Source organism: Xanthomonas campestris pv. badrii (genome assembly GCF_012848175.1).
Taxonomy (GTDB): domain Bacteria; phylum Pseudomonadota; class Gammaproteobacteria; order Xanthomonadales; family Xanthomonadaceae; genus Xanthomonas; species Xanthomonas campestris_C.
On the sequence record NZ_CP051651.1, the window covers coordinates 1,898,857 to 1,920,930 of the forward strand.

Sequence of the window (22,074 nt, forward strand, 5' to 3'; positions counted from 1 at the left end):
AACTGGCGTCGCCAAGGCGTCAACGTGTAGCCCCATCAAAGCGGCTGACGGCACCTAGCGGTCAGATCGAGGCAGACGCCAGGATGCTGGCGGGCCTCCAGAGTGCGCGCTCGTGGCCGATGCCGGGGGGGCAGTGCAACGGAGGGACGGACGGTCCATCCCGGTCCTGTGCCCCTAGCTGATGGTGCCGATCAGCTTCAGGCGCTTGTCTTCCGGCACCTCGCTGTAGGCCAGCACCGACAGGCTCGGCACGCTGTGGCGGACCAGGCGGGCCAGCGCCGCGCGGACCTGGCCGGGCACCAGCACCACCGCCGGTTCGTTGCGGGCTTCCTGTTTACCGACGCAATCGGCCAGGCTTTGATGCAGGCGCTCGGCCAGGCCGGGCTCCAGTGCCACGCCGTTGCCGTGGGTGGATTCCTGCAGCACGCGCTCCAGCTGCGGGGCCAGGGTGAACACCGGCAGCTCGGCCGACATGCCGGCGATCTCCTGCACGATGAAGCGGCCCAGCGAGGTGCGCACCGCCGCGGTGAGGGTGGCCGGGTCCTGGCTGTGCGGGGCGTGTTCGACCAGGGCCTCGACGATCTTGCGCAGCTGGCGCACCGGAATGCGCTCGATCAGCAGGTTCTGCAGGACCCGTACCACCACCGACAGCGGCAATGCCTTGGGGGTGAGGTCTTCGACCATCTTCGGCGCGGTCTTGCCCAGCGTGGCCAGCAGCTGCTGCACTTCCTCGTGGCCGAGCAGTTCGGGTGCGTGTTCGCGGATCAGGTGCGACAGGTGGGTGGCGACCACGGTGGCCGGGTCGACCACGGTATAGCCCATCGATTCGGCGTAGGCGCGCTGGTGCGGCTGGATCCAGGTGGCGTCCAGGCCGAATGCCGGGTCCTTGCCGGGAATGCCGTCCAGCTGGCCGAGCGCACCGCCCGGGTCCAGCGCCAGTTCGCGGTCGGGATGGATCTCGGCGGTGGCGACCGGCACGCCATGCACCAGCAGGCGGTAGGCGTTGGCCGACAGCTCCAGGTTGTCGCGGATATGCACCGGCGGCACCAAAAAGCCGATGTCCTGGGTGAGCTTGCGGCGCACGCCCTTGATGCGCGCCATCAGTTCGCCGCCCTGGTGCTTGTCCACCAGCGGGATCAGCCGGTAGCCCACTTCCAGGCCCAGCGGGTCGATCGGGCGCAGTTCGTCCCAGCTCAGTTCGGCGCTGGCCTGGGCGGTGGCGGCGGTGGCAGCGGCCTGCGGATCGGCGGCGGCATCGCCGGCGGCCGGCGCGGCCAGGCTGCGCTTGTACATTTTCCAGGCGATCACGCCCAGGATCAGGCCCAGCGTCAAAAACGCGACGTTGGGCATGCCCGGCACCAGGCCGACCAGGCCCAGGATGGAGGCGGCCACGGCCAGGGCGCGGTGCTGGCCGAACACCTGGCCGATCATCGCCCCGCGCATGTCCTGCGCACGCGAGGCGCGGGTCACCAGCAGTGCGACCGAGGACGACACCAGCAATGCCGGCAGCTGCGCCACCAGGCCGTCGCCGATCGACAGCAAGGTGTAGGTGGATGCGGCATCCACGAACGACATGCCGTGCTGGAGCATGCCCACCGCCATGCCGCCGACCAGGTTGATGAACAGGATCAGGATGGCGGCGATGGCGTCGCCGCGGATGAACTTGTTGGCACCGTCCATCGCGCCGTAGAAGTCGGCTTCCTCGCGCACTTCCTCGCGGCGGGCCTTGGCCTCCTCGCGCGTCAGCAAACCGGCGTTGAGGTCGGCGTCGATGGCCATCTGCTTGCCGGGCATGGCGTCCAGGATGAAGCGGGCGGTCACCTCCGACACGCGTCCGGCACCCTTGGTGATGACCACGAAGTTGATGATGGTCAGGATCGCGAACACCACGATGCCCACGGCGTAGTTGCCGCCGATCACGAACTGGCCGAAGGCCTCGATCACCTTGCCGGCCGCGGCGTGGCCGTCCTGGCCGTTGATCAGGATCACGCGGCTGGAGGCGACGTTCAGCGCCAGCCGCAGCATCGTGGTCATCAACAGCACGATCGGGAAAATGGTGAATTCCAGCGGGCGCTGCACGTACACCACCGCCAGCAGCACCATCAGCGAGATGGCGATGTTGAAGGTGAACAGCGCATCCAGCACCGGCGCGGCCAGCGGCACCATCAGCATGGCCAGCATGGCCATCAGCGCCAGCGGGGCGCCCAGGCCGTTGCGCAGCAACTCCATCACGCGGCGGGCGTTCATCGGGGCGGGTTGGGCGCTCATGCGCTGGCTCCCTTGCCGAACTCATCCACGTCCAGCGACGGCAATTCCGGCATCGGGCCGCCGTTCCAGCCGCGTAGCTGGTAGACGTAGGACAGCACCTGGGCCACGACCGAATAGAGTCTCACGGGAATTTCCTTGCCGATTTGCGCTTCCCTATACAAGGCGCGTGCCAAAGGTGGGGCGGTGACGATCGCCACCCGGTGCTGTTCGCCTGCTTCGCGGATGCGGAAGGCCATCTCGTCCACGCCCTTGGCCACCACGATCGGGGCGCGCATCTTGCCGCCTTCGTACTTGAGCGCCACCGCGTAGTGGGTCGGGTTCATCAGCACCACGTCGGCCTTGGGCACCGCTTCCATCATCTGCCGCTGCGACATCTGCATCTGCATCTGGCGGATGCGGCCCTTCACTTCCGGGCTGCCCTCGCTTTCCTTCATCTCGCGCTTGATTTCCTCGCGCGTCATCTTCAGCTTCCGCAGCCAGTTCCACTTCTGGTACGGCGCGTCGATGGCGGCCAGCAGCACCAGCGCGCCGGCGGTGTAGAGCAGCAGGCTCTTGGTGAAGTCCAGGCCGTTGCCGACCGCCTGTTCCAGCGGCTGGTTCACCAATGCGCGCAGGCCGTGCAGGCCCTTGGAAATGCACAGCCAGGCGGCCAGGCCAACGAACAACAGGCGCAGCACCGACTTGACCAGCTCGGCCAGGCTGTTGCTGCCCCACATGCGCTTGACCCCGTTCATCGGGTTGAGCTTGTTGAGGTCGGGCATCAGCGCCTTGCCGGAGAAATGCATGCCGCTCATCAGCAGCGGCCCGGCCAGCCCGGCCAGCAGGCAGACGCCGATCAGCGGCACCATCACCCACAGCAGCTGCAGCAACAGGTCGCCGAAATGGCCGAACAGCGCCATCGGGTTCTCGCGCATGGTCGGGTCGGGGCTGAGCGCGGTCTTCATCCAGACCGCCGCGCCATCGCCAATGCCGCCGGCCAGGGCCATCAGGCCGAACACGCCGGCGCCGAACACCGCCGCAGTGGACAATTCCCGCGATTGCGGGATGTTGCCCTGCTCGCGGGCTTCGCGCAGGCGTTTTTCGGTGGGAAGCTCTGTACGCTCGCCGCCGTCTTCGGACTCGGACATGGAGATGCCGGTGGGGGATCAGCCTGGGCTGATGCAAGCGGCATTCCAGAATCGGGAATCGGGAATCGGGAATCGTAAGAGCGGGTGGCTGCGTGCCGGTTGGGTGGGCGGAGTGGGTAGCCGCTACTGTGTGATCTAGCTGGCCAGGCGTTTTGGGCCGTCGCGTTGGGTGGCGACCAGGGTGATGAAGTGCTCGGGGGGCAGCGGCCGGCCCAGCAGGTAGCCCTGCAGCTGGTCGCAGCCCAGGCGTTCGAGCGTGTTGCGCTGGGCCGGGGTTTCCACGCCTTCGGCCACCACCTGCAGGCGCATGGTGTGGGCCAGGGCCACCACCGCGGCCACGATGGCGATGTCTTCGGCGCCGTTGTCCATGGCCTGCACGAAGCTGCGGTCGATCTTGAGTTCGTGGGCGGGCAGCTTGCGCAGGTAGAGCAGGTTGGAATAGCCGGTGCCGAAGTCGTCGATGGCGATGCGCACGCCCAGCGCATTGAGCTGCCCCAGCGTGTGCAGGCAGGCTTCGGCATCGTGCATGGCCATGGTTTCGGTGATTTCCAGGGTGAGCTGGCCGGGGGCGATGGCGTAGCTGTCCAGCGTGGTCGCCACCTCGTCCAGCAGGCTGGGCGAGGCGAGCTGGGTGGCCGACAGGTTCACCGCCACGCGCCAGTCGCCGTGGCCGGCGTCGCGCCATGCGCGCATCTGCCGGCAGGCCTGTTGCAGTACCCAGCTGCCGAGCGGGCCGATCATGCCGCTGCGTTCGGCCAGCGGGATGAAGCTGTCCGGCGGCACCAGGCCGCGTTGCGGATGCTGCCAGCGAATCAGCGCCTCGGCACCGATCGGGCGGCCGTCGTCGGCGCAATACTTGGGCTGGTAATGCAGCACGAACTGGCCCGATTCCAGCGCGCGCGGCAGGTCCTGCAGCAGTTGCAGGCGCTCGCGGGTGGTGCCGGTCATCGAGCGCTCGAAGAAGCTGTAGCGATTGCGGCCGGCCTGCTTGGCGTGGCCCATCGCCGCGTCGGCATGGGTCATCAACTGATGCTCGCTGCCGGCGTCCTCGGGATACAGCGCGATCCCGATGCTGCTGCTCAGACGCAGTTCGTGGTCGCCGACCAGGAACGGCAATGCCAGTGCGCGCACCAGGTGCGCGGCGGTCGCGGCGGCGTCTTCCGGGTCGGCGATGTCGACCACCAGCACGAACTCGTCCGCGCCCAGGCGCGCCAGGCTGCCGTGTGCGCGCCGGTGCGCGCTCAGGCGCTCGGCCACCACCACCAGCAAGCGGTCGCCGAACTGGTGGCCGTAGCCGTCGTTGACCACCTTGAAGCCGTCCAGGTTGATCAGCATCACCGCAAACCGCTGCTCATCGCGCTGGGCGCGTTCGATGTTCTGCAGCACATGCTCGTGCAGCAGGATGCGGTTGGGCAGGCGGGTGAGCGGGTCGTGCAGGGCGGCCAGGGCCAGGTCGGCGTTGGCCTGCGCCAGCGATTGCGCCAGCACGTCGGTGCGCTGCTGGTGGCGGCGCGACAGCACCGAGATCACCAGCGCCAGGATCAGCAGGCCCAGCGTCACCGCGATGACCAGCGCGGCCAGCCACGACAACGGCAGGTGCGCGCCGGAGGCCGCACCGCAGATGCTGCCCGGCGCGAACTGCGCGGCGGCCATGCCGGTGTAATGCATACCCACGATGGCCACGCCCATGATCAGCGCGGCGATCAGGCGCAGGCTGTAGCGACGGCCTTCGTGGCGCAGCCGGAACGCAATCCACAGCGCGGCGGCGGAGGCGCCGATGGCGATCGCGATCGACAGGCCAAACAGCAGCGGGTCATAGGTGATGGCCGGGGCCATGCGCAGCGCGCCCATGCCCATGTAGTGCATCAGCGCGATGCCCAGCCCCATCAGCACCGCTCCCAGGCCCAGCCGCAACCAGGGCAGCTGGGGTTGCGAGGTCAGCCACAGCGCCAGCGCCGAGGCCAGTACCGCTGCCAGCATCGAGTACGCGGTCAGTGCCACGTCGTAGCCCAGCGGAATCGGCAGGCGGAAGGCGAGCATGCCGACGAAGTGCATCGACCAGATGCCGATGCCCATGGCGATGGCGCCGCCCACCAGCCAGGCAGCGGCGATCCCGCCGCGGCTGGCGGCGGTGCGTGCGGCCATGTGCAATGCCGTGTAGGAAGCCAGGACGGCCACCACCAGTGACAACAGCACCATGCCAAGGTTGTAGGTTGCCTGCACCGATCCCCAGTTCCAGCGCCGACGGACGCGCTTGCTCAAGGAGCTAGCGACCTGCCACGCGTGTTCTTGAGGTCGTCTACCGCAACGCTGTGGATCAGGCCACGGAAACTTCAGGTTCTTCCGGCTCGATGCGGTTGCGGCCATGGCGCTTGGCCCGGTACAGCGCCTCGTCCGCGCGTGCCAGCAGCGTGGCGGCGGTGTCGCCGACGCGGTACCAGGACACCCCGATCGAGCAGGTCACCTGCAGCGGACGCGCGACGCCCACGTCATAGGGGGGCAGGCTGATCGCGTCGTGGATGGCGCGCAGCCGGTGCTGGCTCTGCCGGTGCATGCCGGGCAGCAGCAACAGCAGTTCTTCGCCCCCGTAGCGGCCCACCTTGTCCGAATCGCGCAGGCAGGCGGTGAGCCGTGCGCCGACCTTGGCCAGCACTGCGTCGCCGACCAGGTGGCCGTGTTCGTCGTTGACCTGCTTGAAGTGGTCCAGGTCGATCAGCACCACCGCCAGCGGATGCTCGGGGTGCACGCAGGCCTGCAGTTCCTCGGCCATCGCCTCGAGGACGCCGGAGCGGTTGAGCAGGCCGGTCAGCGCGTCGTGGCTGGCCTTCAGGGCCAGCGCCGCGCGGGCGCTTTCCAGGTCGCGTTTCTCCCGCTCCAGCTGATAGGTGCGTTCGGCCACCAGCTCGGCCAGCATGCGTTCGCGGGCCACCAGATGGCGGTGGCGCCAGCTCCACAGCCCGATCAGCAGGCCGCCGCCGATCAGCAGGTACAGCGCAATCGCCGGCGGGCTGCGCCACCACAACGGCGCCACCGCAAACGCCAGGTCCACCACCGGCGAGGCGGTACGCCGGTAGCGGTCCAGCACCTGGACCTGCAGGCGGAAGTGCCCGGCCGGCAGCGGCGGCTGGTCGATCGACAGGTCATCGCTCTGGATCCATTCCTCGTGCAGGCCGAGCAGGCGGTAGCGCACTGTCAGCCGGCTCGGGTCGTCGTAGACCTCCATCGTCGACAGTTCGATATGCACCGGCTTGTCGCTCCAGCGCAGCAGTTGCCCGCTGCGGATCGGCTCACCGCCGCGGCTGACGCTGTCGATACGCACGCTGGGCTGGCGCTCGTCGAACAGGCGCGCCGGGTCGTGCAGATGGCTGACCCCGCGCGCGGTGCCGATCCACACCGAGCCGTCCGGGTCTTCGGCGAACGCCGCTTCGGACACGTCGTCCCAGAGCAGGCCCTGCGACTGCGACAGATGCGCCCAGCGTTCGCCGCTGTAGACCTCCACGCCGCGGGCGTGGCCGACCCAGATCCGGCCGACGCTGTCGCCGCGCAGCAGGTACACCCCGACATCGCGCAATGCCTCGTCGCTGATCGCCTGCAGGTCCACGCCATCGGCGAGCAACATGCCGTGCCACAGGCCGGGCCGATAGAACGCCAGCCACACTTCGCCGCTGTCGCTGATATGGAATTTGCCGATCCACGGGTCGGCATCGCCGCCGTTGACCTTCACCTGCACCTTGGACCAGCGCTGGCCCTGCAAGCGGAACAGGCCATTGGCGCTGGACACCCACAGCGTGCCGTCGGCGGTCTGCTGGATGTCGGTGTAGGCAATGCTGGGCATGTCCGCCACCGGCTGCGGCGCGCCGCCTTCGAGCGGCCGCTCGATCACGAACAGGCCGCCGACGGTCAGGATCCAGAGCCGGCCCTGGCGATCGCTGTACAGGCGCCGCGCGGTGCGCGGCAGCTGGGCCACCGCGGTGCTGCGGCCATCGGGCCGGTTGCGGCGCAGGAACCCGGCGGAATTGATCGTCCACAGGCTGCCGTCGGCACTGCGCGCCATGCCCACGACCTGGATCCCCGCCTCCGCCAGGGCCGGCACGAATCTCCCGTCCGGGCTGTCCTGGCGCCCGACGCCGTGTTCGTTGCCCACCAGCAGCGCATCGTGCGCATCGCGTGCGACCGACCAGGTTGGCGCAGCCGGCATGCCTTGCGAGGCGTCCCAGTTCTCGATCCATTCGTAGCCGGCCCAGCGCACCAGGCCTTCGCCGTCCACGGTCATCCAGACGTCGCCCTCGCGGTCCACCACGATTGCATCGCTGCTGCCCGGCGGCAGCCCGTTGGCGGCGCCGAAGCTGCGCCAGTGGCCGTTTTCCCAGCGCGCCAGGCCATCGTTGCGGCGGACCAGGACGCGTCCTTCGCGGTCCATCACCAAGGGCGCCTGTTGCCCGACGGTGGTGCCGTCGAGCAGCGGCAGCGGCCGCACGCTGAAGCGGCTGGCACCGGCTGCGCGATAGAGCAGGGTGCCGGCGCCGCGCACCCACAGCGCACCGTCGTGATCGCGCAGCACGCTGTACCAGCGATCCTCGGGAACGCCCTGCTCGGGTCCGTAGACCTGCACCTTGCGTTGCGCATCGATGGCGCACAGCTTGTGCGCGCAGCCTGCCCACAGCGTGTCGCCGTCCACCGACAGGCTGAGCACCTTGGACAACTCCGGCACCTTGACCCGGGTTGCGGTATCCAGCAACGGTTCGCTGTGCCAACGGCCGTTGGCGCGTTCGCTCAGCCGCTCCAGGGTGCCGCCGTTGGCCAGCACCGTGCCCCAGGACGGGCTGGCCAGCAGCATGCCTTCCTGCAGGTGTTCGGCCTCATCGCGCGCCAGTTTGCGAAAGCCGCGCTCATCGCCCACGAACAAGGCCTGGAATCCGGCCACCCACAACCGCCCGTCGGGCGCCTGGCTCATCGCGGCGATCGGTTCGTTGCGCAGGCCGTCCAGCACCACCTGCTGGAACAGGCGCCCGTTATAGCGATACAGCCCGCTTTCAGTGCACACCCACAACATGGTGTTGCGGGTCTGCAGCAGGCAGGTGCCGGCCAGCCCGAGCAGGCCCTGGTCGTGCGCATAGCGGCGGATGCTGGCGCTTTGCGCGCTGGCCGGTTCCGACAGCGACAGCAACGCCATCAGCAGCAGCGCAGCAAACGATGCACCCCGTCCCGACGACTTGCATTGGCGCTGCACAAACCCCACGAGCGTTGCTGTCTCCCACGCATCGGTGCGTGTGGTCCGCGCCCCCTGCGCGGTGTCTCACGCTTGCCATTGGCGGCCCCCATCGTAGGCCGCGATATAGCGACTAGCGGCTGTTCACGCGGTTTACTTTAACTGCATGCGGCAATCAATGACGCGGCCAATCGGCGAGCGCAACCGTTGCGCAGATTCCGCTGAAAACCGGCTGCGACCGCGCTCCCTGGTCAGGGTTGATGCCGGTTGCAGCGGGCGCAGGCACTGCACGCCAAGCGGATCTGCGACCAGGGCGCTTACCCACCGCTGTCGGCGATCACCACCGCTGGCAATTGACCATCGTCGTAATCGATGCGGTTGCGGCCGCTGCCTTTGGCGCGGTACAGCGCTGCATCGGCGCGTGCCAGGAGCTGTTCGAGCGTTTCGCCGGGCTGGAACCAGGCCACGCCGATCGAGCAGGTGACATGCAGCCAGCCACCATCGATGGGATAGTCGCCGCAGATGCCGCGATGCAGGGCGTCCAGCCGATGGGCGGCCTCGTGGGTCAAGCCGGGCAGCAGGGCCAGCAATTCTTCGCCGCCATAGCGGCCGATGCGGTCGTCGCCGCGCACCAGCGTATCCATGCGGCGGCCCACGCCGGCCAGCACCGCATCGCCGGCCAGGTGGCCATGCTGATCGTTGACCAGTTTGAAATGATCCAGGTCGATGAGCACCACCGCCAGCGGCCGGGCGGTCGCGTCGGCGTGCTGCAGCGTGTCGCGCAGGGCAGCAAGGATGCCTGCACGGTTGAGCAGGCCGGTGAGTTCGTCATGGGTGGCCTTGAGTGCCAGTTCGGCGCGTGCGGTCTCCAGCTCGCGCTTGTCCTGCTCCAGTTCGGCGGTGCGTGCGGCAACCAGGTGTTCCAGCTCGCGCTTGCGCCGCAGCAACTTGTGCGTGCGCCAGCGCAGCAACAGCACCACGGCCGCGATGCCCAGCAGCACGTAGGCAACCAGCGCCGGGGTGCCGCGCCACCACGGCGGCACCAGCACGAAAGCGAACCGGGTGACCGGACTGACGCTGCGCTGGCTGGCATCCACCGCCTGCACTTCCAGCGCATAGCGGCCAGGCGGCAACAGCGGGTAGGTCAGGTGGCTGAGCGAGGTCGTGGTCCAGCGCGCCTGGTGGCCTTCCACGCGGTAGCGGAAGCTGACGCGGTCCGGGCCGCCTTCTGCGCCGGGCGTGCTGATGTCCACGTCCAGTGGCGCCTGCGACCACGGCACGCGTGCACCGGCAGTCAGGATCTGGTCGCCCCGGCGCGCCCGCAGCACTTCCACCCGCAGCGGTGGCGCGGCGAAGATGCGCGCCGGATCGATCAGGTGGCTGAGCCCGCGGCTGCTACCGATCCAGATGCTGCCATCGGTGTCTTCGAAGAAGGCATTGGCCGACACGTCGTCCCAGAGCAGGCCCTCGGTGCGGGTGACCCGCGACCAGTGGCCCTTGTCCAGCAGGTCCAGGCCCTGGCTGCTGCCCAGCCACAGGCGGCCCTTGCTGTCGTGACGCAGGATGAACGGCATCACCCGCGAGACCAGCGCATCGTCCACCGCGCGCAGCGCAACCGTGCCATCGGCCTGTTCGCGGCCGTGCCACAGCCCGGTATCGCGCAACGACAGCCACAACTCGCCATCGGCGGCGAAATCGAGCAGGAAGAAATCATGGCTGGGCAGAGCGCCATGTATCTGCACCTGCGCCCAGCGTCCGTCCTGCTGGCGGCGATACAGGCCCTCGCGCGTACTGGCCCACAGCCGTCCCTGGCGATCCAGGTCGATGTCGCCCACGAACGCCGCCGGTATCGATGTTTCGCGGCTGGCCTGCAGCGGCAGCTGCGGCGGAATCCAATACAGGCCGCGTGGCGTGGTCGCCCATAGCACGCCCGCCGGATCGAACAGCAACTTGTTGACCGGCACGCCAAGCTCCAGCATGTCGACGGTCTTGCCGGTGTGGGGATCGCGGCGCGCCAGCGCGCCAGCAGAACGCGCCACCCAGACCGCCCCATCGGCCGGCGACACCGCCATCGAGATCGATTGCAGCAACGGCGCGCCGTTGGCCAGTGTCCACGGTTGCACGCGCCCGCTGCGTGGATCCAGCACGTTGGAGCCGGCATCCCCGCCCACCAGCAGCTCTCCGCTGGGCAGGCGCTGCATGGCCCAGGTCGGCGCCTCGGCCAGGCCCAGGCTTTCATCCCAATGTTCGATGGTGCCGTAGCCCAGCCAGCGCTGCACGCCCAGGCCGCGCGTACCGATCCACAACTGCCCGGTGCGCTGCATCATCAACGGACCCACCATGGCGCTGATCGACAGCCCCTGGTCGTGCCCGAAATAGCGCCAATGGTCGCCTTCCCAGCGCACCATGCCGCGATCGGAACGCGTCAGCAGGCGGCCGTTTGCATCCTCGGACAGCGTGGTAGCGCCGGAGAGCGTGTCGAAGCGGGTGCCGGCCGGTGGCGGGTGGTCGCGGAACATCCGCTCATCGCGGTTGCGCGACAGCACCATGCCGCCGCCGCGTAGCCACAGGGCGCCGCGGTGATCGCGAAAGATGGCGCGCCACTGGCGCTCCGGCACGCCCTCGGCATTGCCGAGCAGCGCAATCCGCCCATCGGCCTGGAGGTGGCAGACGCGCTGGCCGCAGCTGACCCATAGCGTGTCGGCATCGGCCAGCACGGCCTTGCCGGCGGGCAGGGTGGTGCCGTCGTCCAAGCGCAAGGGCCAGGGCTGCACTGCCCAGGTGCCGGCAGCGGCCGGCGCCACGCGCAGCAGCTGGTTGTCGCTGACCACCACCATGCCGTTGCGATAGGGGGCCAGCACATTGCCGCTGTCGGAACGGATCGGCTTGCCCTCGTGCAAAACCTGGCGGAAGCCTGTGCCGTCGCGGACGAACACGCCGTTGGCACTGGCGACCCAAAGCCGCCCTTGGGCATCCAGCGCCAGGGCGCGGATATAGCGCGCGTCGAGCCCGCTTTCCGCCCCGACCGGGGTGAACCGTTCGCGTTCGAAGCGATGCAGCGCCAGCTCGGTGCCGACCCATACCACCCCCTGGCGGTCTTCGAGCAGGCTGTTGACGGTCATGCCCTGCAAGCCGTCGGCTTGCGCATAGTCGCGGAAGCTATAGGTCTGTGCGCGCGCAGATAGCGGCAACAGCAGGCCGATCAGGCATAGCGCCGCCAACCGCCACAGGGCGTTGTCGCGCAAGCTGCTTGGAGCGAACGACGCAAACAGGGTGGGCATCGGTTTCCGCGGAAAGAAGTGGGCAACGGTCGGGGCTCGATCGGCTACTGCGTTGACGGCCAGCCATCCTGAAACTTGAGATGCCGGGCCGTCAGTCGGTCAGCTCTCTTGCAGCATCGAAGGCAGTATCGAACAGGCGCTGCACCGGCGGGGCGAACTCGCTGGCGAAGCTGGACAACAGGAACAACCCCAGCAACACCGTCAACGGCAAGCCAAGTTGCATCGGATTCAAGGCCGGCGCCGCCTTGGCCAGCGCACCGAAGGCCAGGTTCACCGCCAGCATCGCCACCATCATCGGCAGGGCCAGGGTCAGCCCGCCGCGCAGGATCTGCAGGAACAACGTGGGCGCCACCTCGGCGAACGCGCTGGCATCGGGGATGGCGGTGCCGATCGGCAAGGCCTTGTAGCTGTCCACCAGCAAGGCGATGACTGCCAGGTGTCCATTGGCGGCGAAGAACAACAGGCCAAAACCGATGTAGAACCACTGTGCGATCACGCCCGAGGTCACGCCACGCATCGGGTCGGACATCTGCGCAAACGACAGGCCGGTGGACTGCGACACCAGCTCGCCGGCCAGCGCGCCGGCTTCGAAGATCAGCTTGAGCATGAAGCCCATGCTGGCGCCGACCGCCAGTTCGCGCGCGATGCTGAGCACCGCGGTGGCGGTGAAGCCATCCCACTCCGGCACCGGCGGCAGGATCGGCGCCAGCGCCATCGACAAGGTGCCCGCCAGCATCACCCGCACCCGCCCGGGCACCGCCCGGGTGCCGATCAGCGGCATCGCGGTCAGCAACGCACCGGTGCGCAGCATCGTCCACATGATCGCCCCGACCATCGCGAACGCGCGCTGGCCGTCGATCACCATCTGGGTGGCAGCATCCATCCGGTCCGGCCCGCTAGCCGATCAGGTGCGGAATGCGCTGGAACAGCGCGATGGTGAACTCCACCAGATGCCCCAGCAGCATGCTGCCGGTGGCAAACAGGGTGGCCGTCAATGCGACCGCCTTGGCGACGAAGGCGATGGTGGGTTCGTTCAACTGGGTGGCGGCCTGGACCACGCCGATCACCACACCCACCACCAACACCGCCAGCAACATCGGTCCGGCAATCCACAGGACGGTGACCAGGCCACCACGCAATTCAGTCAGGGCGATTTCAGGGCTCATGGGCGGTGGTGATGCAAGTCGGGTGCCAAAGGGGCGGGGATTGGGAGATTGGGGATTCGGGATTCGAGGCTTGGCTGGCGGTTTTGCGATTGTGTCGTCGGTTGTTGTTTGTTGCTGTAGTGGTGCCGTTGATTGAGGTGCTGGATTCTGCTGCTGCTTGGATTGCGCATTGCTGTTGGCTTTCAGGGGCCCCATACCACAGCGGCAAGGCCGGCAGATACAACCCGCAGGGCGGCGCGCATGGATGCGCGACGTTTTTGTAAGGGACATGGATGTCCCTTACAAAAATTTCTGCCGGACTTGCGCACCCGCAGCGCCGAAGGCGCGGAGGGCGCGAGGACGGGGTGTGCTTTCTTTTGGTTACTTTTCTTTGCACAAGCAAAGAAAAGTGACTCGCGCCCGACAGGGCGTGAAAGCCTTTGATTTCACTGCGTGGCATTGATAAGCGAGATCAATGCCACAAGGCAACACAGGTGCAAGTGCAAGTGCAAAGCTTTCGTCCCCCTTCGGGGGGCGAGTCACTTTCTTTGCTTGTGCAAAGAAAGTAACCAAAGAAACACACCCCGTCCTCGCGCCTTCCGCGCTGCGCGCTCCAGGTCCGCAATCCGGGTAGAAATTTTTGTAAGGGACATCCATGTCCCTTACAAAAACATCGCGCATCCATGCGCGATGCCCTTCGGGTTGTATCTACCCGGCTTGCCGCTGCGGTATGGGGGCCCGTACAAGCAAAAAGCTGAAAGCGGAGGCAACAGCAACAGCAACAGCAAAGGTCGGAAAGCTAAAATCGAGAAGCGGCAGCTGAGCCATGCAGCTATGAGATCGATAAGAGCCAGGACCACCGCGCTTAGGTCCGCTGCCGCCATCTGCCTGACTCAACCAGGCGCAAACGCCACTCAAATGGGAATGTGGCTCAGCTGGATACCAATGACAGTGCCAGCCACATCGATCGCGCGCACAGCGCGCCATCCACACCTACGACGCGTTGAAGCTCGCCGCCAGCGTCCCCACCACCAGCACCCACCCATCCACCAGGATGAACAGCAGGATCTTGAACGGGGCGGAGATCAGCATCGGCGACAGCATCATCATGCCCATCGACATCAGCACGCTGGCCACCACCAGGTCGATGATCACGAACGGGATGAAGATCAGAAAGCCGATTTCGAACGCGGTCTTCAGCTCGCTGGTCACGAACGAGGCCACCAGCACCGGGAACGGCACCGCGTCCGGGCCGGCGTACTTGCCGTCGCCGGCCATGCCGGCGAAGGTCATCAGGTCGGTCTCGCGGATCTGCGCCAGCATGAAGGCGCGCAGCGGCTGGGTGGTCAGGGTCCAGGCGGTGGAGAAGTCGATCTGGTTATTGAGGTAGGGCTGCAGGCCGGCGCCCCACATCTTCTGCCACACCGGCATCATCACCAGTGCGGTCAGGAACATCGCCAGGCCCAGCAGCACCTGGTTGGACGGGGTCTGGCCGGTACCCAGTGCCTGGCGCAACAGGCCCAGCACGATGGTGATGCGGGTGAAGGCGGTCAGCACCAGCAGCATCGACGGCAGCAGGGTGATCGCCGTCATCAGCAGCAGGGTCTGCAGCGGCAGGCTGACCGGCTGGTCGCCGATGCGGCCCACGCTGACGTTCGGCAGGTTGGGCAGCTGGTTGGAGCCGGGCGGCACTGCCGCCGGGGTGGCCGCGGGCGCAGCGGCCGGTGCTGCGGCCTGCGCCATCGACGGCAGCGCGGCCGGCGTGGCGGCGGCCAGCAGCGGGCAGCTCATCGCCAGCAGGATCAACACCAGGCGGAGGCTGCGCCCCCAGCGGTTCCAACGACTGAACATGTCACGGGTCCTTGCGCAGCTTCTGGGCGAGCAGCTGGGCGAAATTGGGCAGTTGCTTGAGGTTGGGCAGGGTGGGGGCCGGGGTAGGCGGCAGCGGTTCGGGCAAGGTGTGCAAGGTGGTGATGCCGCCCGGCGTGACGCCCAGCAGCAGTTGCTGACCGTTGACTTCCACCACCACCACGCGCTCCTTGGCGCCCACCGCCAGGCTGGTGACCAGGCGCAGGCCCTCGCTGCTGCGGAAACCGCTGCCGGGCATGCGCTTGAGCAACCAGCCCAGGCCGACGATCAGCGCGAGCACCAGCAGCAATGCAAAGACTGCGCCAAACATGCTGGGCGTGGCCGGGGCCTGTGCGCCCACCTGGGTGGCCTTGGCCGCGACCGGTGCGGCAGCGGCCAGCAGGCCGATCACCGCAGCCTCCGGATCCGCTCGCTGGGGCTGACCACGTCGGTCAGGCGGATACCGAAACGGTCGTTGATGACCACCACTTCACCATGCGCGATCAAGGTGCCGTTGACGTACACGTCCAGCGGTTCGCCGGCGCCGCGCTCCAGTTCCACCACCGAGCCCTGGTTGAGCTGCAGCAGGTTGCGGATCGGGATGCGCGCGCGGCCCACTTCCAGCGACAGCGTCACCGGCACGTCCAGGATCACGTCCAGGTTGAGGTCGGAGGCATTCTGGTCGTGCTCGGCCTGCAGGCTGTCGAAGGTGGCAGGCGAGGCGTCGAGGATGTCGGAGTTGATCATGTGCTGGAGTCCTGGGAGGGAACGGCGCGTGGGGCTTGCACGCCGGGCGGGCGTACGGCGGTGATCTTGACGGCGTTGTTGCCATTGGAAACGCCGAATTCGCCGGTAAACAAGGGGATGTCTTCGACGCACAGCGGCACCTGGGCGGGCAGCTCGATCGGCAGGATGTCGCCGATCTTCAGGCCGGTGAGCTGGCGCAGGCTCATGCGCTTGCTGGCCAGCACGCTGGACAGGGTCACTTCGGCCGTGTCCAGCTGTTCGCGCAGCATCACGTTCCACGAATCGTCGCGGTCGTTGCGGTCGCTCTGGATGCCGGCATCGAGCAGTTCGCGGATCGGCTCCAGCATCGAGTACGGCAGGGTGATGTGGATCTCGCCGCCGCCGCCTTCCAGCTCCACATGGAAGCGGCACACCACCACGTACTCGCGCGGGGTGACGATATTGGCGAAGTGCGGGTTGATTTCCGAATTGATGTACTCGAAGTCCACGTCCATCACCGGCGCCCAGGCCTCCTTCAGGTCGGCGAAGGTCTGCTTGAGCATCAACTGGATCACGCGCATCTCGGTGGCGGTGAATTCGCGGCCTTCGATGCGGGTGTGGAAGCGGCCGTCGCCACCGAAGAAGTTGTCCACCACGGTGAACACCAGGGTGGGCTCGAACACGATCAGCCCGGTGCCGCGCAGCGGCTTGAAGCGGATCAGGTTGAGGTTGGTCGGCACGTACAGCGAGTGCATGTATTCGTTGAACTTGACCAGGTCGATGCCGCGCACCGACAGGTCGGCCGAGCGCCGGATCAGGTTGAACAGGCCGATGCGCCACAAGCGCGCAAAACGCTCGTTGACCATCTCCAGGGTCGGCATGCGCCCACGGATGATGCGGTCCTGGCTGGACAGGTCGTACTGGCGGGCTTCGCCGGGCAACGGCTCCGGCTCGGTATTGACCGCGCCCGAATCCACGCCATGCAGCAGGGCATCGATTTCGTCCTGGGAAAGCAGATCACTCACGCTCATGGGGCAGCCTTACTGGGTGACGAAACTGGTGAACAGCAATTCTTCGATGCATTTCTTGCCGGTTTCGCTGGCCATGACCTTCTGCGCTTCGGCCAGTGCGGATTTCTGCAGCTTCTGCTTGCCGGCCAGATCGGCCACGTCGGTGGCCTTGACCTGCGACAGCAGCATCAGCAGGTGCGCACGGATGGCGGGGGCGTTCTCGGTGATGAGCTTGAGCTCTTCCGGGTCGCGGGTGACCAGCTGCACTTCGACCTGAAGATACTGCGGGCCGTCGCCGGGATCGGCCAGGTTGACCACGATCGCCGGGTCCATCGGGAAGTACTGTGCCGGCTTGGGCACTTCGGCCACCTTGGGGGTGGCGTGCTTGCCGCCTTCGTCCTCGCCCTTGTGGCCAAGAAAGAACCAGGCGCCGCCGCCGACGGCCGCCAGCACCACCACACCGATGGCGATGAGCAGGATGGGCTTCTTGCCGCCCTTCTTCTTCTCGTCCTTCTCTTCGGTCTTCTCGGGTTTCTTTGCGGCTGCCACAGTCTGCTCCAGGGGAATGCTCACCGGATGGATGCAATCAGCGTGCCAAAACCGCGTCGGTTTCCTGGCGCGAGCGTGCAGCAACGCAACATCCCCCCGCACGCCTTGCGCTGCGGGGGGAGGGGCTCAGTGGCGATGGCCTGGGCAGGCGGGCGCTGCGGGTGCGCCGGGCGCAATCGCGGCGCTCTGGCTCAGGCGTAGGCGTCCAGCAATCCACGCTGGCGTAACACCACCGACGGGATTCCGACGGCCGGGCTGTCGTCCAGGGTAAGGCCGTTGCCCTCGCTGGCGCCGCCATTGCGATTGCCGGACTGGCTCTGCTGTTGCTGGCTCACATCGGCCTGGCCGAGCTGGAAGCCGCCCTGACCGAGCATTTCGCGCAGCCGCGGCAGGCTCTGCTCCAGCGCCTGCCGGGTGTCGGCATGGGCGGCGGTGAAGCTGGCGTTGACCTTGTCGCCTTCCAGGTGCAGCCGTACTTCGACCGGGCCCATCTCGTTGGGGGTGAGCTTGATGTGGGCGTGGCCGATCTTCTGGTCGGCCAGCCAGCTCAGGCGCGCGCCGATGGCATCGTCGAAGGTGTCGCTGCCCATTTCCGGGGTCGGCGTGGGCGAGGCGCTGAAGATCGGCGCCGGGTCCTGCAGGCGGGTGAGCGTGGGCGCGGCGGTGGGCAACACGAACGCCGGGGCATCCGGTGCGTCCACGGCGGCGGTGTCGTCGGCCGGGTCCAACGCCTTGGCGGCCATGCTCATCAGCGCGGCGGTCTGCGCGTCGCCGCTGACCGCAGTGGTCGAGGTTGGCTTGGCGCCTGCGGCGGCAGCCGGCGCCAGCCCACCCAGGGCGGGCAGGGCCGTGGTGGCGGTTGCGGCATTGCCGGCTGTGGGTGCGGTGGCGTCGGTCGGCACTGCGGTGGCGGTCGGCGTGGCGCCGGCCGCATTGGCCATGCTGGCGGCCAGCGCAGCGGCAGCGGCGGCCAGCACATCGCCGCCCGGTACCGCCTGGGCCAGCAGGCTCAGGCCAAAACCGCCCAGGCCGGCGGGCGGCCAGCCGGCCTCGGTGGGCGTGGCTGCATCGGCGGGCGCGTCCTTGCCGTCCTTGCTGGCGGTTGCGCTTTTCCCGCTCGCGGCGGCGGCACTGCTGTCCTTGGCTGCCGGTTCCTTGGCGGGCTGGGCTGGCTTGGCATCGGCATCCTGGGCGCGCGGGCGCCTGGTCGCATCGCCGGGCGCGTCATCGCCCTGTTCGTCGTCAGAGCGATTCTTGTCGGATTGGCTGGATTTGGCGGCAGGCGGCTTGGCCGGCACGCGCTCGGGCGCCTGCTGCGGGGCCTGGTTGGGCGTGTTGGCCGGAGTGAGCATGCGCGCAAACTGGTCCTGCGCCGGATCCTGCTCGGACGAGGGGTCGCTGTAGCTGGACTTCTTGCCGGTGCTGGCAAGCGCGCCAAGGCCGGCGGCAAAGGCGGACAGGGGGTTCATACGGCGTCTCCGTGAGTATCTTCGGCCCGCGCCAGGCGCGAGCGGCGTGCGCCCAGATCGTCCATTTCGCGCTGGTCGCGGCGTTCGATCACCTTGTTTTCCTGGGCGCGGTAACTGGCCGCCAGCTGCTCCAGCACCTGCTTCTCGCGGCTGGCCAGCAGCAGGCGGGTGCGTTCGGATTCGACCTTGGCGCGGTTGCTTTCCACGGTCTGGGCCTGTTGCAGCACGGCGCTGTCGAGCCGGTCCAGGAACGCGCGGCGGTTGCTCAGCGCCACGGCGCTGGTACCGGCCATGTGGCTGTTGGCGTATTCCTCGGCATAGCGGCGCAGTTCTTCCAGGCGCGACTGGTGGGTGTCCAGCACGCGCTGGCGCTCGGCCAGGTCGCGGGCCACCTTGTCTTCCTGTTCCTGCGCGCGGCGCAGCAGGGGGTCGATTCGCTTGGACTGGATCATGGATTAGTTCTCGGGTTCCACCAGCTGCTGCAGCGCGGACAGGCTGTCGCTCAGCAGCGAGGCCTTGTGCACGTCCTGGCCAAGGAATTCGACGATCTCCGGCCAACGCGCCAATGCTTCGTCGGTGGCCGGATCGCTGCCGCGCTGGTAGGCGCCGATGGCGATCAGGTCGCGGTTGGCGGTGTAGGCGGAGAGCAGGCGCTTGAGCTTGCGGATGCGCAGGCGCCAGGGTTCGTCGGCGATGTCCTGCACCACGCGGCTGACCGAGGATTCCAGGTCGATGGCCGGGTACAGGCCGCTGTCGGCTACCCGACGCGAGAGCAGGATGTGGCCGTCCAGGATGGCGCGGGCGGCGTCGGCGATCGGGTCCTGCGGATCGTCGCCTTCGGTCAGCACGGTGTAGAAGGCGGTGATCGAGCCGCGGCCCTTGGCGCCGTTGCCGGCGCGTTCCACCAGCGCCGGCAATTTGGCGAACACCGACGGCGGGTAGCCGCGGGTGGTCGGCGGCTCGCCGACCGACAGGCCGATCTCGCGCTGCGCCTGCGCAAAGCGGGTCAGCGAGTCCATCAGCAGCAGCACGTTCAAGCCCTGGTCGCGGAACCATTCGGCGATGGCGGTGGCGCGGTAGGCGCCATGCAGGCGTGCCAGCGGCGGGCGGTCGGCCGGCGCGGCCACCACCACGGCGCGGCGCAGGCCTTCTTCGCCCAGGGTGGTTTCGACGAAATCGCGCACTTCGCGGCCACGTTCGCCGATCAGCCCCACCACGATGACATCGGCCGAGGTGAAGCGGGTCATCATGCCCAGCAGCGTCGATTTGCCGACGCCGGAGCCGGCGAACAGGCCTACGCGCTGGCCGCGGCCGATCGGCAGCATGGCATTGATGGCGCGCACGCCCACGTCCAGCGAGGTGGTGATGGGTTCGCGCGCCAGCGGGTTGATCGACACACCGGCCATGCCGATGCTGCCTTCGGCGCGGATCGGGCCCTTGCCGTCCAGCGGGGTGCCGTCGCTGTCGATGACCCGGCCGAGCAGGCCTTCGCCCACTTCCACGCCGCCGCGGCGCCGCGAGGGCACCACGCGGGCATTGGGCAGCAGGCCGTGCAGTTCGGCGCTGGGCATCAGGTAGGTGCGTTCGCCGGCAAAGCCGACCACTTCCGCATCCACCCAGCCGCCGTCCACTTCCACCTTGCAGGTGGCGCCCATCGGCGCTTCGCAGCCGGTGGCTTCCAGGGTCAGGCCGACGGCGCGGCGCAGGATGCCTTCACGGATCAGGGTGCGGCCCGCGGCCGGGTCCAGGCCCAGGCCGCCCAGGCGGGTGGCCAGGCGCAGATTGCGTGCATCCAGCCAGTCGGCCGGGGTGGCTCCCAACAGGGCGCTCACAGGCCTGCTCCGGATTTACGCATGACCGTCTCCAGCGCAGCCCGCAGGCGCGCGTCCAGGGTGCCGTCCACGCGCACGCTCTCGGCGTGCACGCGCAGGTCGCCGCGGCTCAGGCTCATGTCCGGGGCCACGCGGGTGGTGCTGCTGGGCGCCAGGTGCGGCAGCAGCGCGGTGATGTCGTCCGGGTGCAGGCGCACTTCGACCTCGCGGCCGGCGCCGCCGACCGCATCCACGGCCTCGCCGACCAGGTCGGCCAGCAGCTGCGGATCGGCCTGGTAGGCACGGCCGACCAGCTGGCCGGCGATGCGCACGGCCAGCTCGCCGAGCGCGCCGACCACTTCGTTTTCCAGCCGCGCCAGCGGGCGGGTGAAGTTGTCCAGGATGCCGTCGATCTGCGCGGTGAGGCGGCGCACTTCCGACTGGCCCTGGGCAAAGCCTTCGGCATGGCCGCGGGCAAAACCCTCCTGCTGGGCGGCGTCCTGGATGGCCTGGATCTCTTCCAGGGTGGGCGGGCGCAGCACCGGCTCCAGCACGGCAGGTTCGTCGTACTCCGGCTCCGGCAGGGCCGGGGCCATGTGCAGGTCGGGGGCCAGCCAGCGGGTGACCACGTCGTTCATACCATCGCCTCCGCACCGGCGCCGCCCAGGCTGATGGCGCCTTCGTCAGCCAGGCGGCGGACGATGGTGAGGATTTCCTTCTGCGCCGCTTCCACGTCGGCCAGGCGCACCGGGCCGCGCGCTTCCATGTCCTCGAGCAGGATCTCGGCCGCGCGCTGGGACATGTTGCGGGTGATCTTCTCGCGCACCTTGACGTCGGCGCCGCGCAGGGCCAGGCCCAGGCGCTCGCCGGAGACTTCGCGCAGCAGGGTCTGCAGGCCGCGGTCGTCCAGGTCCACCAGATTGTCGAACACGAACATCAGGTCCTGGATCTTGCCGGCCAGGTCGGCATCGATCTTGCCGATCTCGCCCAGCACGCCCTGGTCGGAGCCGGTGTCCAGGAAGTTGAGGATGTTGGCCGCCACCTTGATGCCGCCCACGTTGGACGACTTCAGGTTCTGGTTGCCGGCGAACTGGCGTTCCATGATGTCGTTGAGCTCGCTCAGCGCGTTCGGCGGAATGCCGTCCAGCGTGGCGATGCGCAGCAGCACGTCGGCGCGGGTACGCTCGGGCAGCAGCTTCAGCGCCTCGGCGGCCTGGTCGCTGTCCAGATGCGCCATCACGATCGCGATGATCTGCGGGTGTTCGTTGCGCACCAGGTCGGCGACCGCGCGCGGGTCCATCCACTTAAGGGTGTCCAGGCCGGTGGTGTTGCGGCCCAGCAGGATGCGGTCGATCAGGCCGCCGGCCTTGTCGGCACCCAGCGCCTGGATCAGCACGTTGCGGATGTAGTCGTCGGCGCCCACGCCCAGCGAGGTCTTGCCGGCCAGTTCGCCGTTGAACTCGTCCATCACCTTTTCGACCTGATCGCGCGAGATGCCGGTCATGGTGGCCATGGCGATGCCGATCTTCTGCACCTCCTTGGGGTCCATGTGCTTGAGCACTTCGGCCGCATCGCTTTCCCCAAGCGACAGCAACAGCACGGCGGCGCGCTGTACGCCGGTCATCGGTGGT

The 22,074-nt window shown here is 68.0% G+C and carries 17 protein-coding genes; all 17 read right to left on the reverse strand.

Features of this window, described 5'->3' with window-relative positions:
- Nucleotides 1-174: 174 nt before the first annotated feature.
- Nucleotides 175-2,247, reverse strand: a complete 2,073-nt coding sequence (flhA, locus tag HG421_RS08005) for a flagellar biosynthesis protein FlhA (protein ID WP_211161835.1) — start codon at nucleotides 2,245-2,247, stop codon at nucleotides 175-177.
- 17 nt (nucleotides 2,248-2,264) lie between these two features.
- Nucleotides 2,265-3,395 (reverse strand): flagellar biosynthesis protein FlhB, encoded by a 1,131-nt coding sequence (gene flhB, locus HG421_RS08010; protein ID WP_169705954.1) that lies wholly within the window; start codon nucleotides 3,393-3,395, stop codon nucleotides 2,265-2,267.
- A gap of 135 nt (nucleotides 3,396-3,530) precedes the next feature.
- On the reverse strand, nucleotides 3,531-5,618 hold the full coding sequence (locus tag HG421_RS08015; protein ID WP_169708130.1) for a putative bifunctional diguanylate cyclase/phosphodiesterase: 2,088 nt from the start codon (nucleotides 5,616-5,618) through the stop codon (nucleotides 3,531-3,533).
- A gap of 94 nt (nucleotides 5,619-5,712) precedes the next feature.
- Entirely contained in the window at nucleotides 5,713-8,634 is a 2,922-nt protein-coding gene (locus HG421_RS08020) for a ligand-binding sensor domain-containing diguanylate cyclase (RefSeq protein ID WP_169705955.1), read from the reverse strand.
- A gap of 287 nt (nucleotides 8,635-8,921) precedes the next feature.
- The gene (locus HG421_RS08025; RefSeq protein WP_169705956.1) at nucleotides 8,922-11,885 is read right to left on the reverse strand and encodes a ligand-binding sensor domain-containing diguanylate cyclase; all 2,964 of its coding nucleotides are present in this window, start codon (nucleotides 11,883-11,885) and stop codon (nucleotides 8,922-8,924) included.
- 91 nt (nucleotides 11,886-11,976) lie between these two features.
- Nucleotides 11,977-12,768 carry a flagellar biosynthetic protein FliR gene (fliR, locus tag HG421_RS08030; protein WP_169705957.1) on the reverse strand — a complete coding sequence of 264 codons (792 nt, stop codon included), beginning with the start codon at nucleotides 12,766-12,768 and terminating at the stop codon, nucleotides 11,977-11,979.
- Between the two features lie 13 nt (nucleotides 12,769-12,781).
- The gene (locus tag HG421_RS08035; protein WP_005917968.1) at nucleotides 12,782-13,051 is read right to left on the reverse strand and encodes a flagellar biosynthetic protein FliQ; all 270 of its coding nucleotides are present in this window, start codon (nucleotides 13,049-13,051) and stop codon (nucleotides 12,782-12,784) included.
- Between the two features lie 972 nt (nucleotides 13,052-14,023).
- Nucleotides 14,024-14,881, reverse strand: coding sequence for a flagellar type III secretion system pore protein FliP (gene fliP, locus HG421_RS08040; protein ID WP_169705958.1), 858 nt, complete (start codon nucleotides 14,879-14,881; stop codon nucleotides 14,024-14,026).
- A 1-nt stretch (nucleotide 14,882) separates the two neighbouring features.
- On the reverse strand, nucleotides 14,883-15,290 hold the full coding sequence (gene fliO / locus HG421_RS08045; RefSeq protein WP_169705959.1) for a flagellar biosynthetic protein FliO: 408 nt from the start codon (nucleotides 15,288-15,290) through the stop codon (nucleotides 14,883-14,885).
- Entirely contained in the window at nucleotides 15,287-15,625 is a 339-nt protein-coding gene (fliN, locus tag HG421_RS08050; RefSeq protein WP_029219789.1) for a flagellar motor switch protein FliN, read from the reverse strand. Before fliN ends, fliO begins: the two co-directional genes overlap by 4 nt.
- Nucleotides 15,622-16,635 carry a flagellar motor switch protein FliM gene (gene fliM, locus HG421_RS08055; protein ID WP_169705960.1) on the reverse strand — a complete coding sequence of 338 codons (1,014 nt, stop codon included), beginning with the start codon at nucleotides 16,633-16,635 and terminating at the stop codon, nucleotides 15,622-15,624. Before fliM ends, fliN begins: the two co-directional genes overlap by 4 nt.
- 9 nt (nucleotides 16,636-16,644) lie before the next feature.
- On the reverse strand, nucleotides 16,645-17,187 hold the full coding sequence (locus HG421_RS08060; RefSeq protein WP_211161793.1) for a flagellar basal body-associated FliL family protein: 543 nt from the start codon (nucleotides 17,185-17,187) through the stop codon (nucleotides 16,645-16,647).
- Nucleotides 17,188-17,354: 167 nt separating this feature from the next.
- Nucleotides 17,355-18,632, reverse strand: coding sequence for a flagellar hook-length control protein FliK (locus tag HG421_RS08065; protein WP_169705961.1), 1,278 nt, complete (start codon nucleotides 18,630-18,632; stop codon nucleotides 17,355-17,357).
- The gene (fliJ, locus tag HG421_RS08070; protein ID WP_169705962.1) at nucleotides 18,629-19,084 is read right to left on the reverse strand and encodes a flagellar export protein FliJ; all 456 of its coding nucleotides are present in this window, start codon (nucleotides 19,082-19,084) and stop codon (nucleotides 18,629-18,631) included. The genes HG421_RS08065 and fliJ overlap by 4 nt, the downstream gene beginning before the upstream one ends.
- 3 nt (nucleotides 19,085-19,087) lie before the next feature.
- Nucleotides 19,088-20,464, reverse strand: coding sequence for a FliI/YscN family ATPase (locus tag HG421_RS08075; protein WP_104541078.1), 1,377 nt, complete (start codon nucleotides 20,462-20,464; stop codon nucleotides 19,088-19,090).
- The gene (locus HG421_RS08080) at nucleotides 20,461-21,081 is read right to left on the reverse strand and encodes a FliH/SctL family protein (protein ID WP_169705963.1); all 621 of its coding nucleotides are present in this window, start codon (nucleotides 21,079-21,081) and stop codon (nucleotides 20,461-20,463) included. Before HG421_RS08080 ends, HG421_RS08075 begins: the two co-directional genes overlap by 4 nt.
- Nucleotides 21,078-22,067: a flagellar motor switch protein FliG gene (gene fliG, locus HG421_RS08085; protein ID WP_017158030.1), complete on the reverse strand. Its 990-nt coding sequence runs from the start codon at nucleotides 22,065-22,067 to the stop codon at nucleotides 21,078-21,080. Before fliG ends, HG421_RS08080 begins: the two co-directional genes overlap by 4 nt.
- Nucleotides 22,068-22,074 lie beyond the last annotated feature (7 nt).

Excerpts from the sequence above, each read along its gene's own strand:
- flhA (WP_211161835.1), bottom strand. The coding sequence starts at position 2,247 with ATGAACGCCCGCCGCGTGATGGAGTTGCTGCGCAACGGCCTGGGCGCC.
- flhB (WP_169705954.1), bottom strand. The coding sequence starts at position 3,395 with ATGTCCGAGTCCGAAGACGGCGGCGAGCGTACAGAGCTTCCCACCGAA.
- HG421_RS08025 (WP_169705956.1), bottom strand. The coding sequence starts at position 11,885 with ATGCCCACCCTGTTTGCGTCGTTCGCTCCAAGCAGCTTGCGCGACAAC.
- fliR (WP_169705957.1), bottom strand. The coding sequence starts at position 12,768 with ATGGATGCTGCCACCCAGATGGTGATCGACGGCCAGCGCGCGTTCGCG.
- HG421_RS08035 (WP_005917968.1), bottom strand. The coding sequence starts at position 13,051 with ATGAGCCCTGAAATCGCCCTGACTGAATTGCGTGGTGGCCTGGTCACC.
- fliP (WP_169705958.1), bottom strand. The coding sequence starts at position 14,881 with ATGTTCAGTCGTTGGAACCGCTGGGGGCGCAGCCTCCGCCTGGTGTTG.
- fliN (WP_029219789.1), bottom strand. The coding sequence starts at position 15,625 with ATGATCAACTCCGACATCCTCGACGCCTCGCCTGCCACCTTCGACAGC.
- fliM (WP_169705960.1), bottom strand. The coding sequence starts at position 16,635 with ATGAGCGTGAGTGATCTGCTTTCCCAGGACGAAATCGATGCCCTGCTG.
- HG421_RS08065 (WP_169705961.1), bottom strand. The coding sequence starts at position 18,632 with ATGAACCCCCTGTCCGCCTTTGCCGCCGGCCTTGGCGCGCTTGCCAGC.
- fliJ (WP_169705962.1), bottom strand. The coding sequence starts at position 19,084 with ATGATCCAGTCCAAGCGAATCGACCCCCTGCTGCGCCGCGCGCAGGAA.
- HG421_RS08080 (WP_169705963.1), bottom strand. The coding sequence starts at position 21,081 with ATGAACGACGTGGTCACCCGCTGGCTGGCCCCCGACCTGCACATGGCC.
- fliG (WP_017158030.1), bottom strand. The coding sequence starts at position 22,067 with ATGACCGGCGTACAGCGCGCCGCCGTGCTGTTGCTGTCGCTTGGGGAA.